At 69.8% G+C, this 12,586-nt stretch carries 11 protein-coding genes; 9 read left to right on the forward strand and 2 right to left on the reverse strand.

The window, feature by feature from the left end; all coding sequences use genetic code 11:
* Positions 1–161 precede the first annotated feature (161 nt).
* Genes ileS through ndk form a run of 4 tightly spaced genes read left to right on the forward strand, consistent with a single transcriptional unit; the run spans position 162 to position 5,756 of the window.
* Positions 162–3,563, forward strand: a complete 3,402-nt coding sequence (gene ileS, locus ASD93_RS04995; RefSeq protein WP_056119596.1) for an isoleucine--tRNA ligase — start codon at positions 162–164, stop codon at positions 3,561–3,563.
* A complete protein-coding gene (locus ASD93_RS05000) occupies positions 3,560–4,918 on the forward strand; it encodes a bifunctional folylpolyglutamate synthase/dihydrofolate synthase (protein WP_056119600.1) in 1,359 nt (452 codons plus the stop codon). The genes ileS and ASD93_RS05000 overlap by 4 nt, the downstream gene beginning before the upstream one ends.
* On the forward strand, positions 4,915–5,322 hold the full coding sequence (locus tag ASD93_RS05005) for a DUF4233 domain-containing protein (protein ID WP_056120895.1): 408 nt from the start codon (positions 4,915–4,917) through the stop codon (positions 5,320–5,322). Before ASD93_RS05000 ends, ASD93_RS05005 begins: the two co-directional genes overlap by 4 nt.
* Positions 5,323–5,342: 20 nt before the next feature.
* Positions 5,343–5,756: a nucleoside-diphosphate kinase gene (gene ndk / locus ASD93_RS05010; protein WP_056119602.1), complete on the forward strand. Its 414-nt coding sequence runs from the start codon at positions 5,343–5,345 to the stop codon at positions 5,754–5,756.
* Between the two features lie 24 nt (positions 5,757–5,780).
* Here ndk and ASD93_RS05015 read toward each other — a convergent pair whose 3' ends face one another.
* Positions 5,781–6,383, reverse strand: coding sequence for a vitamin K epoxide reductase family protein (locus tag ASD93_RS05015; protein WP_056119606.1), 603 nt, complete (start codon positions 6,381–6,383; stop codon positions 5,781–5,783).
* A 305-nt stretch (positions 6,384–6,688) separates the two neighbouring features.
* On the opposite strand from ASD93_RS05015, the gene ASD93_RS05020 reads away from it, so the two are divergent.
* Entirely contained in the window at positions 6,689–9,031 is a 2,343-nt protein-coding gene (locus tag ASD93_RS05020) for an Rne/Rng family ribonuclease (protein WP_056119610.1), read from the forward strand.
* 14 nt (positions 9,032–9,045) lie between these two features.
* Here ASD93_RS05020 and ASD93_RS05025 read toward each other — a convergent pair whose 3' ends face one another.
* The gene (locus ASD93_RS05025) at positions 9,046–9,321 is read right to left on the reverse strand and encodes a DUF4031 domain-containing protein (protein WP_056119613.1); all 276 of its coding nucleotides are present in this window, start codon (positions 9,319–9,321) and stop codon (positions 9,046–9,048) included.
* 241 nt (positions 9,322–9,562) lie between these two features.
* Here ASD93_RS05025 and rplU point away from each other — a divergent pair, with 241 nt between their 5' ends.
* The 4 genes from rplU (at position 9,563) to proB (ending at position 12,586) form a co-directional block, all read left to right on the forward strand.
* Positions 9,563–9,871, forward strand: coding sequence for a 50S ribosomal protein L21 (rplU, locus tag ASD93_RS05030; RefSeq protein WP_056119616.1), 309 nt, complete (start codon positions 9,563–9,565; stop codon positions 9,869–9,871).
* 20 nt (positions 9,872–9,891) lie between these two features.
* The gene (gene rpmA, locus ASD93_RS05035; RefSeq protein ID WP_056119621.1) at positions 9,892–10,149 is read left to right on the forward strand and encodes a 50S ribosomal protein L27; all 258 of its coding nucleotides are present in this window, start codon (positions 9,892–9,894) and stop codon (positions 10,147–10,149) included.
* Between the two features lie 98 nt (positions 10,150–10,247).
* On the forward strand, positions 10,248–11,759 hold the full coding sequence (gene obgE, locus ASD93_RS05040; RefSeq protein ID WP_056119625.1) for a GTPase ObgE: 1,512 nt from the start codon (positions 10,248–10,250) through the stop codon (positions 11,757–11,759).
* Positions 11,756–12,586: a glutamate 5-kinase gene (gene proB / locus ASD93_RS05045; protein WP_056119628.1), complete on the forward strand. Its 831-nt coding sequence runs from the start codon at positions 11,756–11,758 to the stop codon at positions 12,584–12,586. Before obgE ends, proB begins: the two co-directional genes overlap by 4 nt.

Consider the following 12,586-nt stretch of genomic DNA (forward strand, 5'->3'; position numbering starts at 1 on the left):
CTCGGAAGAAAAGGACTCTGGTCCCCACTAGAACCGAGCGGGGCAGGCCCGTCACAGCCGCAGTGAGAGAGGGCCCCGCTGCACGGCGGGCGCCACGCGGGGTGGTACCGCGGCTCGCAAGAGTCGTCCTCGCAGGAAGCATCGCAACCTGCTGGAGTGACATGACCTACCCGAAGTCCTCGTTCGGACCCGCCGCCGACTCCGTCGTGCCGAGCCCGCGCTTCCCCGAGATCGAGCGCGAGACGCTCGCCTTCTGGCAGGCCGACGACACCTTCCGCGCCTCCATCGCGAACCGCGACGGCGCCCAGGAGTGGGTGTTCTACGACGGCCCGCCCTTCGCCAATGGCCTGCCCCACTACGGCCACCTGCTCACCGGGTACGCGAAGGACCTCTTCCCGCGCTTCCAGACGATGCGGGGAAAGAAGGTCGACCGCGTGTTCGGCTGGGACACGCACGGCCTCCCCGCCGAGCTCGAGGCGATGAAGCAGCTCGGCATCACCGAGAAGACCCAGATCGACGAGATGGGCCTGGCCGCGTTCAACGCCAAGGCCCGCGAGTCCGTCCTCGCCTACACCGAGGAGTGGCAGGACTACGTCACCCGCCAGGCGCGATGGGTCGACTTCGAGCGCGGCTACAAGACGCTCGACACGTCGTACATGGAGTCGGTGCTGTGGGCGTTCAAGACGCTGCACGACAAGGGTCTCGCGTACGAGGGGCACCGCGTGCTGCCCTATTGCTGGCGCGACGAGACGCCCCTGTCGAGCCACGAGCTGCGCATGGACGACGACGTGTACAGGATGCGTCAGGACCCGTCTGTGACCGTCACCTTCCCGCTGGTCGGGGCGAAGGCCGAAGCGCTGGGACTCACCGGCGTGCGTGCTCTCGCGTGGACGACGACGCCCTGGACGCTGCCGACCAACCTCGCGCTCGCCGTCGGACCCGACATCCGCTATGTCGTGGTTCCCGGCGGACCCGAGGGTGCGGCGGACGTGCACCACGCGCCCGACGGCCATGCGGATGAGCCTGCCGAGGCGTACGCGCACCGGTACCTCCTCGCCGAGGAGCTGCTCTCCGGCTACGCCAAGGACCTCGGCTACGAGTCCGCCGTGGCGGCGCGCGCCGCGGTCGTGCAGACCGTCGTGGGTTCGGAGCTCCAGGACGTCGGCTACGACCGTCTGTTCGACTACTACGCGGATGCCGAGACGTGGGGGACCGGTACGGCCTGGCGGATCCTCGTCGACGACTACGTCACGACCGGCGACGGCACCGGCATCGTCCACCAGGCTCCCGCCTACGGCGAGGACGACCAGCGGGTGACCGAGGCCGCCGGCATCCCGCTCATCATGAGCCTCGACGACGGCGGCCGCTTCCTGCCGCAGGTGAGCGATGTCGCGGGTGAGCTGTGGATGGACGCGAACACGCCGCTCGTGCGGCTGCTGCGCCAGGCCGGTCGGCTGCTGCGGCTCGCCAGCTACGAGCACTCCTACCCGCACTGCTGGCGGTGCCGGAACCCCCTGATCTACCGTGCGGTGTCGAGCTGGTTCGTGCGCGTGACCGATCTGAAGCAGCGCATGCTCGAGAACAACGAGCAGATCACCTGGGTGCCCGACAACGTCAAGCACGGCCAGTTCGGCAAGTGGCTCGAAGGCGCCCGGGACTGGTCCGTGAGCCGCAACCGCTACTGGGGCTCGCCGATCCCGGTGTGGAAGAGCGACGACCCCGAGTACCCGCGCATCGACGTGTACGGCTCGCTCGAAGAGCTCGAGCGCGACTTCGGCCGTCTGCCGGTGAACGCGGCGGGCGAGGTGGACCTGCATCGTCCGTTCATCGACGAGCTGACGCGCCCGAACCCTGACGACCCCACGGGGCGCAGCACGATGCGCCGCATCGAGGACGTCTTCGACGTCTGGTTCGACTCCGGGTCGATGCCCTACGCGCAGGTGCACTATCCCTTCGAGAACCACGACTGGTTCGACGAGCACGCCCCCGCCGACTTCATCGTCGAGTACATCGGTCAGACGCGCGGCTGGTTCTACGTCATGCACGTGCTCTCGACGGCGCTGTTCGACCGGCCGGCATTCACGGGTGTCTCGTGCCACGGCATCGTGCTCGGCAGCGACGGGCAGAAGATGTCGAAGTCGCTGCGCAACTACCCGGACGTGAGCGAGGTGTTCGACCGCGACGGATCGGACGCCATGCGCTGGTTCCTCATGGCCTCGTCGGTTCTGCGCGGCGGCAATCTCGTCGTGACCGAGGAGGGCATCCGCGCGGGCGTGCGCGAGTTCCTCCTGCCGCTGTGGAACGCGTGGTACTTCTTCGCGACCTATGCCAACGCGGCGGGTGGTCCCGACGGCGGCGGGTACGAGGCATCCTGGCGCACCGACTCCACCGACGTGCTCGACCGGTACATCCTCGCGCTCACGGGCGACCTCGTGCGCGACGTGGCCGCGGATCTCGAGGGGCTGGACTCGACCACGGCGGCGGCGAAGCTGCGCGACTTCGCGGAGGCGCTGACCAACTGGTACATCCGGCGCTCGCGCGACCGCTTCTGGGTGGGCGTGACGGAGGACCCGAAGAGCCGCGAGGCGTTCGACACCCTGTACACCGTGCTCGAGACGCTCACGCGCGTCGCCGCGCCGCTCATCCCTCTCGTCTCCGAGCGCGTGTGGCAGGGACTCACCGGCGGACGAAGCGTCCACCTTCAGGACTGGCCGGACGCCTCCGCCTTCGCCGGCGCCGACGACATCCGCTCGGCCATGGACGCCGTGCGCCAGGTGTCGAGCGTCGCCAATGCGCTCCGCAAGAAGGAGGGCAAGCGCGTACGCCTGCCGCTTGCGCAGCTCACGGTGGTGATGCCGGATGCCGCGTCCCTCGCGCAGTTCGAGGGCATCCTGCGCGACGAGCTGAACGTGAAGTCGGTCGACCTGGTCGAGCTCGACGGCGACGTCGCCGAGCGCTACGGCATCAGCAAACGGCTCAGCGTCAACGCGCGTGCGGCCGGGCCGCGCCTGGGCAAGCAGGTGCAGCACGTCATCGCAGGCGCGCGGGCCGGCGTGTGGGAGGAGATCGACGGCGTAGTGGTCGTGGACGGCGTCGCGCTGCAGGAGGGCGAGTACGACCTCACCCTCGAAGCGGGCGGCGTCGAGGAGGGCACGGCGATCGCGCTCCTGGCGGAGGGCGGCTTCGTGCTGCTCGACACGACGACCACCCCCGAGCTCGAGGCCGAGGGACTGGCCCGCGACGTCGTGCGCGCGGTGCAGGACACGCGCAAGGCCGCGGGCTTCGAGGTGAGCGACCGCATCGACCTGCGCCTCGCCTTCGAGGACGCCGACGACGCGGCCGCCGTGGCCAGCGCGTTCACGGTGGCCGATGTCGCGGGCGAGACGCTCGCGCTCGACTACTCGGTCGTGGGTCCCGACGGCTCGCGTCTGCTCGCCGGCGGTGCCGTCCTGGCGGGGTCCGTCGCACTCCCCAGCGATCTCTCGCGCACGCACGCGGCCGGTGACTTCGCCAACAGGGGAGCGTTCCGCGTCGAGGTGACGAGAGTGGAGGCATCCGCGTGACCGATCGCGACATCGCCCGGGCAGACGCCGTCTACGCGGCGCTCCTGGAGCGGCAGGGGGAGCGCTGGGTGCAGCCCCGCGTGGAGCGCACGCGGCGCGTCCTGGAGCTGCTCGACGACCCTCAGCGGACCTACCGCGTCGTCCATGTGACCGGCACGAACGGCAAGACGTCGACGAGTCGGATCATCGAGAGTCTGGTCCGGGCGCACGGCCTGCGCACCGGACTCTTCACCAGTCCGCACCTCGAGCGTTTCACCGAGCGCATCATGGTCGACGGCGAGCCCATCGCGGATGCCGCGGTCGCCGACGCGTGGGACGAGATCGAGCCCTTCGTCGGCCTGGTCGACGCCGAGCTCGCCTCCGCCGGCGATGCCCCGCTCACGTTCTTCGAGCTGCTCACCGTCCTGGCGTTCGTCGCCTTCGCGGACGCCCCGATCGACGTGCTCGTGCTCGAGGTGGGCATGGGCGGATCCTGGGACTCGACGAACACCGCCGACGGCGACGTCGCAGTCTTCACGCCGATCGACATCGACCACGCCGACCGCCTCGGCGAGACGATCGCGGAAATCGCGTCGGTGAAGGCGGGGATCATCAAGGCCGGCGCCGCCGTCGTATCGGCGCGACAGGATGCCGCGGCCGAGGCCGTGCTGCGGGAAGCCGCAGCGTCCCAGGGCGCGACCATCGCGTTCGAGGGCACCGACTTCGCGCTCGTCGAGCAGCGTCTCGCGGTCGGCGGGCAGCAGATCAGCGTGCGCGGGCTCGCCGGCACGTATGACGAGCAGTACCTCCCGCTGTACGGCGGGCATCAGGGCTTCAACGCGGCTCTGGCGATCGCGGCCGTCGAAGCGCTCATCGGCGGCGCGGCGCTTCCCATCGCGGGCGATGTGCTCGTCGACGGTCTCAGCGCGACGACCGCGCCCGGCCGGCTGCAGCTCGTCGGCATCGCGCCCACGGTGTTCGTGGACGCCGCCCACAACCCGCACGGGGCTGCGGCGCTGGCGACAGCGCTGCGGGAGTCGTTCGACTTCGACGAGTGGGGTGTCGTCCTCGGCGTGCTCGCCGACAAGGACGCGGCCGGCATCGTCCGCGCGCTGGCGGCTGTGGCGACCCACGTCTTCGCGACCTCGCCGGCGTCGGACCGCGCCGAGGATGCCGATCGTCTCGCCGATCTCGCCGAAGCGCAGGGCCTGCAGGTCACGGTGCACGACGACCTCGCGCAGGCGGCCGAGGCCGCGCGCGCGTGGGCGGCGGCATCCGACCGGCGCGCCGTGGTGATCGCCGGCTCCGTCGTGCTCGCCGGAGCGGCGCTCGCCCTCTCGCACGCCGAGGAGTGGAAGACCGGGTGGGACGCATGAGCGCCGCCGAAGCCCCCGCGCCGCGCATGCGCCGGCCGCGCGGCGCGGCCGAGTCACTGGCGTCGATCGTCCTCGCGTTCGAGTCGATCATCGCCTTCCTCGGCGGTCTGGTGATCTACGGCCTGCGCGCGCTGCCCGAGCCGATCGCCCCGTGGTGGGGGATCGTCGCGGGCACGGTCGTCGCCGTCCTGATGATCCTGACGACGCGGTTCCTGCGGTACCCGTGGGGGATCGCCCTCGGCTGGGTGCTGCAGGTGATCGTGGCGCTGGGCGCGTTCCTCGTGCCGTCGCTGGCGATCGTCGCCCTCATTTTCGGCGGCATGTACGCGTATGCGACGATCAAGGGAGCATCGCTCGACCGACGCAACGCCCAGCTCGCGGCGAATCCCCCAGAAGAAGCCTGACCGGCGGAACGGAGACCTCCATGGCCACCGAAGAGACCCTCGTCCTCGTCAAGCCCGACGGAGTCGCGCGCGGACTGACCGGCGCGATCCTCGCCCGCATCGAGGCGAAGGGCTACTCGCTCGTCGACATCCGTCTCGTCGAGCCGGACCGCGGCACCCTCGAGCGCCACTACGCCGAGCACGAGGGCAAGCCGTTTTACGAGCCTCTCCTCGAGTTCATGATGTCGGGACCGTCCGTGGCGATCCGCCTCGCCGGCAACCGCGTGATCGAGGGATTCCGCTCGCTCGCCGGCACCACCGACCCCACCACGGCCGCGCCCGGCACCATCCGCGGCGACTTCGGTCGCGACTGGGGTCTCAAGGTGCAGCAGAACCTCGTCCACGGATCCGACAGCCCGGAGTCCGCGGCCCGAGAGCTCGACATCTGGTTCTGACGCGAGACCGGTTCTCCGGCCCGCTCAGAACTGGTTGCCCAGCACGTCCAGACGCACCTGGGCGATCACCGCGATGATCGCGTAGCTGACGACGGCGAGCAGCGGCACCCAGCCCATGAGCGCCGCGGCGCCGCGGCGCACCCGCGGGCCGACGGGGACGAGTCCGGCGCGCAGCACGTGCAGGGTGACGACGTAGAAGGTCGGAATCGTCACGATCCACGTGACCATGCACCACGGGCACAGGGTGCCCAGCACGAAGATGCTCTGCGTGATCAGCCAGATCACGAAGGCGAACGCGAACAGCATCCCGAGTTCGAACAGCCACCAGAACCATCGGGCGAACCGCGCCCCCGCGAGGATCGCGACGCCGACGACGATCGGCGCGACCCACCCGGTGAGCCCGAGGATCGGGTTGGGGAAGCCGAACACGCTGCCTTGCCACGACTCGAGGTTCGCGGTGCACTGCACCAGGATGCTGAAGTCGCACGAGGCGATCGCGTCGGGATCTGCCAGGAGGTGCAGGCGCTCCATCGTGAGCGAGAAGGCCGCCCACCAGCCGATCACGCCGGCGATGATGAGCCACACGGCCATGGCCGTGGGACGCGGGTGCGAGGGGCGCTCGGGCATGTCCGGATTATGGCATCGGGGGCTGAGCGGATGCCGCGTGCCGGGCCGTGCCAAATCCCCGGCGCGCCGCCGACGAGCAATCGGCGGGCGAAAGTGCGATAATGGTCCCCGATGTGCCGCGGCCGCGCCGCGACGCTCATCACCAGAAGACTTCAGGGCGACGAATGCCCTTGGCAGCGTGAGCTCCCGCCGCATGAGCCGGGAACCCGTTGCAGACCGAGTGAGTTCGCGGCACCGCAGGTGCGGCACCGCAAGAGATTTCGCCGGGCGGCGCGCGGAGCCGACCCGCAGGGAGTAAGCCAGTGATGGCCGATGGCAACGATGAAGACCTCACCCCGCAGACCGGATCGGATGCCCCGCTAGCGCCAGACGCAGCGGGCAACGATCTGGCGGCGGTCGAGACCGATGCGGTGATCGAAGCGGTCGAGGTGTACGAAGAGGGCGCTCCGGCGCCCGCCGCCGATGAGCCGGTGACGGATGCCGCTGCCGGCGTCGCCGGACCGGAGGCGCCCGCCGAGACGGACGCGTCCGCTGAGACGGAGGCGCCCGCCGCCGATGCCCCCGAGCCCGCCGAGACGCCCGCCTCCACGCCCGACGCCGATGGTCCCGCCACCGCGGTGTCGCTGGGGCTCCTGCCCGAGGTGTTCGTGTCGGCGGTGTCGACGCAGCTGATGTTCTACGCACCCGAGGTGATCGCGCTTCCCTCGATCCCGGATGCGGAGCCCGAACAGGAGCAGGAGCAGCCGACCTCGTCGCGCCGGCGCAGCCGCCGCCGCGGGGGAGAGGGCAGGGACGAGGCATCCGGCCCCTCCGAGCCGTCGCAGCCCCGTCAGCGCGCGGTCGAGCTCATCACCGAGCCGCAGCGCATCAAGGGCTCCACTCGCCTCGAGGCGAAGAAGCAGCGCCGTCGCGACGGCCGTGAGGCCGGACGCCGCCGCGCCGTCGTGACCGAGGCGGAGTTCCTCGCCCGTCGCGAGTCCGTCGATCGCGTCATGATCGTGCGTTCGAAGAACGGGCGGATCCAGATCGCGGTGCTCGAGGACAACGTCCTCGTCGAGCACTACGTCGCGCGCAACCAGGACGCCTCGCTCATCGGCAACGTGTACCTCGGCCGTGTGCAGAACGTGCTTCCCAGCATGGAGGCGGCCTTCGTCGACATCGGCCGCGGCCGCAACGCGGTGCTGTACTCAGGCGAGGTCGACTGGGACGCCGTCGAGACCGGCAACCAGCCCCGCCGCATCGAGCTCGCCCTCAAGTCCGGCGACCGAGTGCTCGTGCAGGTCACGAAGGACCCCGTCGGTCACAAGGGTGCTCGCCTGACCAGCCAGATCTCGCTTCCCGGGCGCTACCTGGTCTACGTGCCGGGCGGCGCCATGAACGGCATCTCGCGCAAGCTTCCCGACACCGAGCGTGCTCGCCTGAAGAAGATCCTCAAGGAGGTGCTCCCCGAGTCGTCCGGCGTGATCGTGCGCACGGCCGCCGAGGGCGCCACCGAGGACCAGCTGACGCGCGACGTCCAGCGACTCACCACCCAGTGGGAGCACATCAGCACGCAGATCCAGTCGATCCAGGCGCCTGCGCTGCTGCACTCCGAGCCCGACCTCCTCGTGAAGATCGTCCGCGATGTCTTCAACGAGGACTTCTCGAAGATGCTCATCCAGGGTGAGGATGCGCACCACACGATCACGAAGTACGTCGAGAGCGTGGCCCCCGACCTGCTCGAGCGCATCGAAGCCTACGAGGGTGACGCCGATCCCTTCGACCAGTTCCGCGTGACGGAGCAGATCGAGAAAGCGCTCGACCGCAAGGTGTGGCTGCCCTCCGGCGGTTCGCTCGTGATCGACCGCACCGAGGCGATGACCGTCGTCGACGTGAACACCGGCAAGTTCGTCGGCTCGGGCGGCAACCTCGAAGAGACGGTCACGAAGAACAACCTCGAGGCGGCCGAGGAGATCGTGCGCCAGCTGCGTCTGCGCGACATCGGCGGCATCATCGTCGTCGACTTCATCGACATGGTGCTCGAGTCCAACCGTGATCTCGTGCTCCGCCGCCTCGTGGAATGCCTGAGCCGCGACCGCACGAAGCACCAGGTCGCCGAGGTGACCTCGCTGGGACTCGTGCAGATGACGCGCAAGAAGCTCGGGCTCGGACTGCTCGAGACCTTCAGCGAGGCGTGCGAGGTCTGCGCGGGGCGCGGCGTGATCGTGCACCACGACCCCGTCGTGAAGCACCGTGGACCGCAGGCTTCCGCCGGATCGTCGTCGTCCTCGGGTCGTCGTCAGCGCGGCGGTGCCCAGCAGCCGAGCGCCGGCGGTGGCTCCAACGGCACGCATGTGATCACCGAGGGTGCGAAGTCCGCGCTCGCGCAGATCGCGGCATCCACCATCCATCACCACGACGAGGTCCCCGTCGATGCGGCCGCCGCTGCGGTCGAAGCGCCTGCCGAGCGGCCGAAGAAGCCTCGTAAGAAGCGCGGCGAGTCCGCCAAGGCGACCTCCGCGCCGAAGACCGAGAAGGACATGCTGCTCGACTCGGTGCTCAGCGCTCTCCCCGAGCCGAAGGCGCCGGGTCACGGCCGTTCGCGTCGCCGGGTCACCACGGCCGCCCTCACGGGCACGCCGGTGGCGCACACGCCCAACGAGGACTGAGGTCGTCGCGCCGGCTACCGGCCGGCGCGACGCTCGCGCGCGGTGATGCGCAGCCCCGACGCGATGAGTCGGCGTACGAGCTCGTGCCCGGTGACGTGCTCGGCGCCCGCGGCGACGAGACGCGCGTGGGCCTCGTCGGGGACGTCGTAGTGGTCGCGATCGAAGCCGCGGCGGGGGATGCCGTTGGCCGCGGCGAACGCGTGCAGCTCCTCGAGATCCGAGTCGCTCACGAGGTGCGCCCACAGTCGCCCGTGCGCCGGCCAGCGCGGATCGTCAATGAGGATCGCCACGCAGCGATCCTACAAACCTGATGCGGCGACACGGGCGAGGGGTGCTTTTGCCGTTGGTGCCGGCATCCGGTAAAGTAGTCCTTTGGTGCGTCCCGTTTCGCAGGTTGATGGCGATGCCCGACAGGCTCAGCAGCCCGCTGGAGCCGTCGCTGCCGCACCAGGACTTCCTCTTCTCGCAAGGGCAGAGTCTCGCAAAGACAACCGGAGCCGTGCGCTCCAATCCAGTAGAAACAGGTGTGAAGTGGTTTACGCAGTTGTGCGCGCCGGTGGCCGGCAGGAAAAGGTCGAGGTCGGCACGATCGTCGTTCTCGACCGCCAGGCCGCGAAGATCGGCGACAAGATCGAGCTGCCTGCGGTCCTGCTCGTTGACGGCGACGCCGTCACGACCGATGCCGCCAAGCTCGCCAAGGTGACCGTCACCGCCGAGGTTCTCGGCGAGGAGCGCGGCCCGAAGATCGTGATCCAGAAGTTCAAGAACAAGACCGGTTACAAGAAGCGCCAGGGGCACCGTCAGGACCTCACGCGCGTCAAGGTCACCGGCATCAAGTAAGTCCAGGAAGAGACGCAGAGATGGCACACAAAAAGGGCGCAAGCTCCACCCGCAACGGTCGTGACTCCAACGCTCAGCGACTGGGCGTGAAGCGCTTCGGCGGACAGAAGGTCCTCGCCGGCGAGATCATCGTCCGTCAGCGCGGCACCCACTTCCACCCCGGCGCCAACGTCGGCCGCGGTGGCGATGACACGCTGTTCGCTCTCGCAGCGGGCGCGGTCGAGTTCGGTCAGAAGGGCGGCCGCAAGGTCGTCAACATCGTGGCGGCCGCGGAGTAATCCACGCGCTGCGCATTTTTCGAGGAAGGGGCGGGCTTCGGCTCGCCCCTTCCCCTTTACTCTGGGCCTGACCCAGACCGCTTCGTGAGGGGGAACACATGGTCACGTTCGTCGATCGTGTGACGCTGCATCTACGTGCAGGCAAGGGCGGCAACGGCTGCGTGTCGGTCAAGCGCGAGAAGTTCAAGCCGCTGGCCGGCCCCGACGGCGGCAACGGCGGTCACGGAGGCGACATCGTGCTCGTCGCCGACCCGCAGGTCACGACCCTTCTGTCGTACCACCACTCGCCGCACCGCGCCGGCGGCAACGGCGGCTTCGGCATGGGCGACCACCGCTCCGGCGCCGCGGGTGAGGCGCTCGAACTCGCGGTCCCGGTGGGCACCGTGGTGAAGGATGCCGACGGTGAGACGCTCGTCGACATGATCGACCCCGGCATGCGCTTCGTGGTCGCTCCGGGCGGCATCGGCGGTCTCGGCAACGCGACGCTGGCCAACCCCAAGCGAAAGGCGCCGGGCTTCGCACTGCTCGGCACTCCCGGGTGGGAGGGCGACGTCCTCCTGGAACTGAAGACGGTGGCGGATGTCGCGCTCGTCGGATTCCCGTCGGCCGGCAAGTCTAGCCTCATCGCCGCGATCTCCGCGGCCCGGCCCAAGATCGCCGACTACCCGTTCACGACGCTCCACCCCAACCTCGGCGTCGTGCAGGCCGGTGACACCCGCTTCACGGTCGCCGACGTTCCCGGGCTGATCGAAGGAGCCAGTGAGGGCAAGGGGCTCGGCCTCGAGTTCCTGCGCCATGTGGAGCGCTGCACCGCACTGGTCCACGTGCTGGACTGCGCGACCCTCGACCCCGGCCGCGACCCGCTGACCGACCTCGACGTGATCCTCGCCGAACTCGGCGCGTACCCCGTGCCGGAAGGGCAGACCCCGCTTCTCGAGCGTCCGCAGCTGATCGCGTTGAACAAGGTCGACGTCCCCGAGGCGAAGGATCTGGCCGACCTCGTGCGGCCGGAGCTCGAAGCGCGGGGCTTCCGCGTGTTCGAGATCTCGACCGTGAGCCACGAGGGCCTCCGGCAGCTGACCTTCGCGCTCGGCGACATCGTGGCCGCGCACCGCGTGGAGCTCGCGAAGACGCCGGTGCCCGAGCGCATCGTGATCCGCCCCCGGGGATCCCAGAAGGAGTTCTGGGTCCGTGTCGAGGGCGGCACCTACGGCAACATCTACCGGATCCTCGGCGAGAAGCCCGTCCGCTGGGTGCAGCAGACCGACTTCCAGAACGAGGAGGCCGTGGGGTACCTCGCCGACAGACTCGAGAAGCTGGGTGTCGAGGACGAGCTGTTCCGCTCCGGGGCGACTCCCGGCGCGACGGTCGTCATCGGCGAGGGCGACGGCATCGTCTTCGACTGGGAGCCGTCGGTCAAGTCGACGGCGGAGCTGGCGACCGCACCGCGCGGCACCGATCCGCGCCTGCTCCAGAGCTCGCGGCGCACGACGTCGGAGCGACGCGAGCGGTACCACGACATGATGGACGCCAAGGCCGAGGCCCGCGCGGAACTCGAGGCCGAGCGCATCGCCACACGCAGCCGGGACGAAGCGGGCGACGACGCGTGAGCGGGCTCGAGCGCGAGAGCCTCGCGTCGGCACGCCGTGTGGTCGTGAAGGTCGGCTCGTCGTCGATCAGCGGCGAGAACACGGAGAAGATCGGGCCGATCGTCGACGCCCTCGCCGCGGCGCACGGACGCGGAACCGAGGTCGTGCTGGTGTCCTCCGGGGCGATCGCGACGGGGATGCCCTACTTGATGCTCGACGCGCGTCCGAGCGATCTCGCCACGCAGCAGGCGGCGGCCGCCGTGGGGCAGAACGTCCTCATCTACCGCTACCAGGCGGCGCTGCGGCCGTTCAAGATCGTGGCCGGGCAGGTACTGCTCACCGCCGGCGATCTCGAGAACGCGACGCACCGCTCCAACGCGCGCCGCGCGATGGAGCGGCTGCTCGGTCTGCGGATCCTGCCGATCGTGAACGAGAACGACACCGTCGCCACCCACGAGATCCGCTTCGGCGACAACGACCGGCTCGCGGCGCTCGTGGCACAGCTGATCGGCGCGGACGCTCTCGTGCTGCTGAGCGATATCGAGTGCCTGTACACGCGACCGCCCGACGAGCCCGGTGCGATGCCGATCCCGCGTGTGGCGTACGGAGACGACCTCCACGGGTTCGAGTTCGGCTCGGTCGTCGTCAACAGCGTCGGCACCGGAGGCGCCGCCACCAAGGTGTCGGCGGCGCGGCTGGCCGCGGCATCCGGAATCGGCGTCCTCGTCACGAGCGCCGATCTCGTGGATCAGGCGCTCACCGGAGCTGAGATCGGCACGTGGTTCCAGCCGAACCCCGATCCGGCCGCGCACGCGGCGACCGGACCGGTGCGCACCGCCCATCGATAA

This window comes from Microbacterium sp. Root180 (genome assembly GCF_001428485.1).
Classification (GTDB): domain Bacteria; phylum Actinomycetota; class Actinomycetes; order Actinomycetales; family Microbacteriaceae; genus Microbacterium.

What these genes read in the sequence shown, in the direction of transcription:
- ileS (WP_056119596.1), top strand. Translation starts at nt 162, where the DNA reads ATGACCTACCCGAAGTCCTCGTTCGGACCCGCCGCCGACTCCGTCGTG.
- ASD93_RS05005 (WP_056120895.1), top strand. Translation starts at nt 4,915, where the DNA reads ATGAGCGCCGCCGAAGCCCCCGCGCCGCGCATGCGCCGGCCGCGCGGC.
- ndk (WP_056119602.1), top strand. Translation starts at nt 5,343, where the DNA reads ATGGCCACCGAAGAGACCCTCGTCCTCGTCAAGCCCGACGGAGTCGCG.
- ASD93_RS05015 (WP_056119606.1), bottom strand. Translation starts at nt 6,383, where the DNA reads ATGCCCGAGCGCCCCTCGCACCCGCGTCCCACGGCCATGGCCGTGTGG.
- ASD93_RS05020 (WP_056119610.1), top strand. Translation starts at nt 6,689, where the DNA reads ATGGCCGATGGCAACGATGAAGACCTCACCCCGCAGACCGGATCGGAT.
- rpmA (WP_056119621.1), top strand. Translation starts at nt 9,892, where the DNA reads ATGGCACACAAAAAGGGCGCAAGCTCCACCCGCAACGGTCGTGACTCC.
- obgE (WP_056119625.1), top strand. Translation starts at nt 10,248, where the DNA reads ATGGTCACGTTCGTCGATCGTGTGACGCTGCATCTACGTGCAGGCAAG.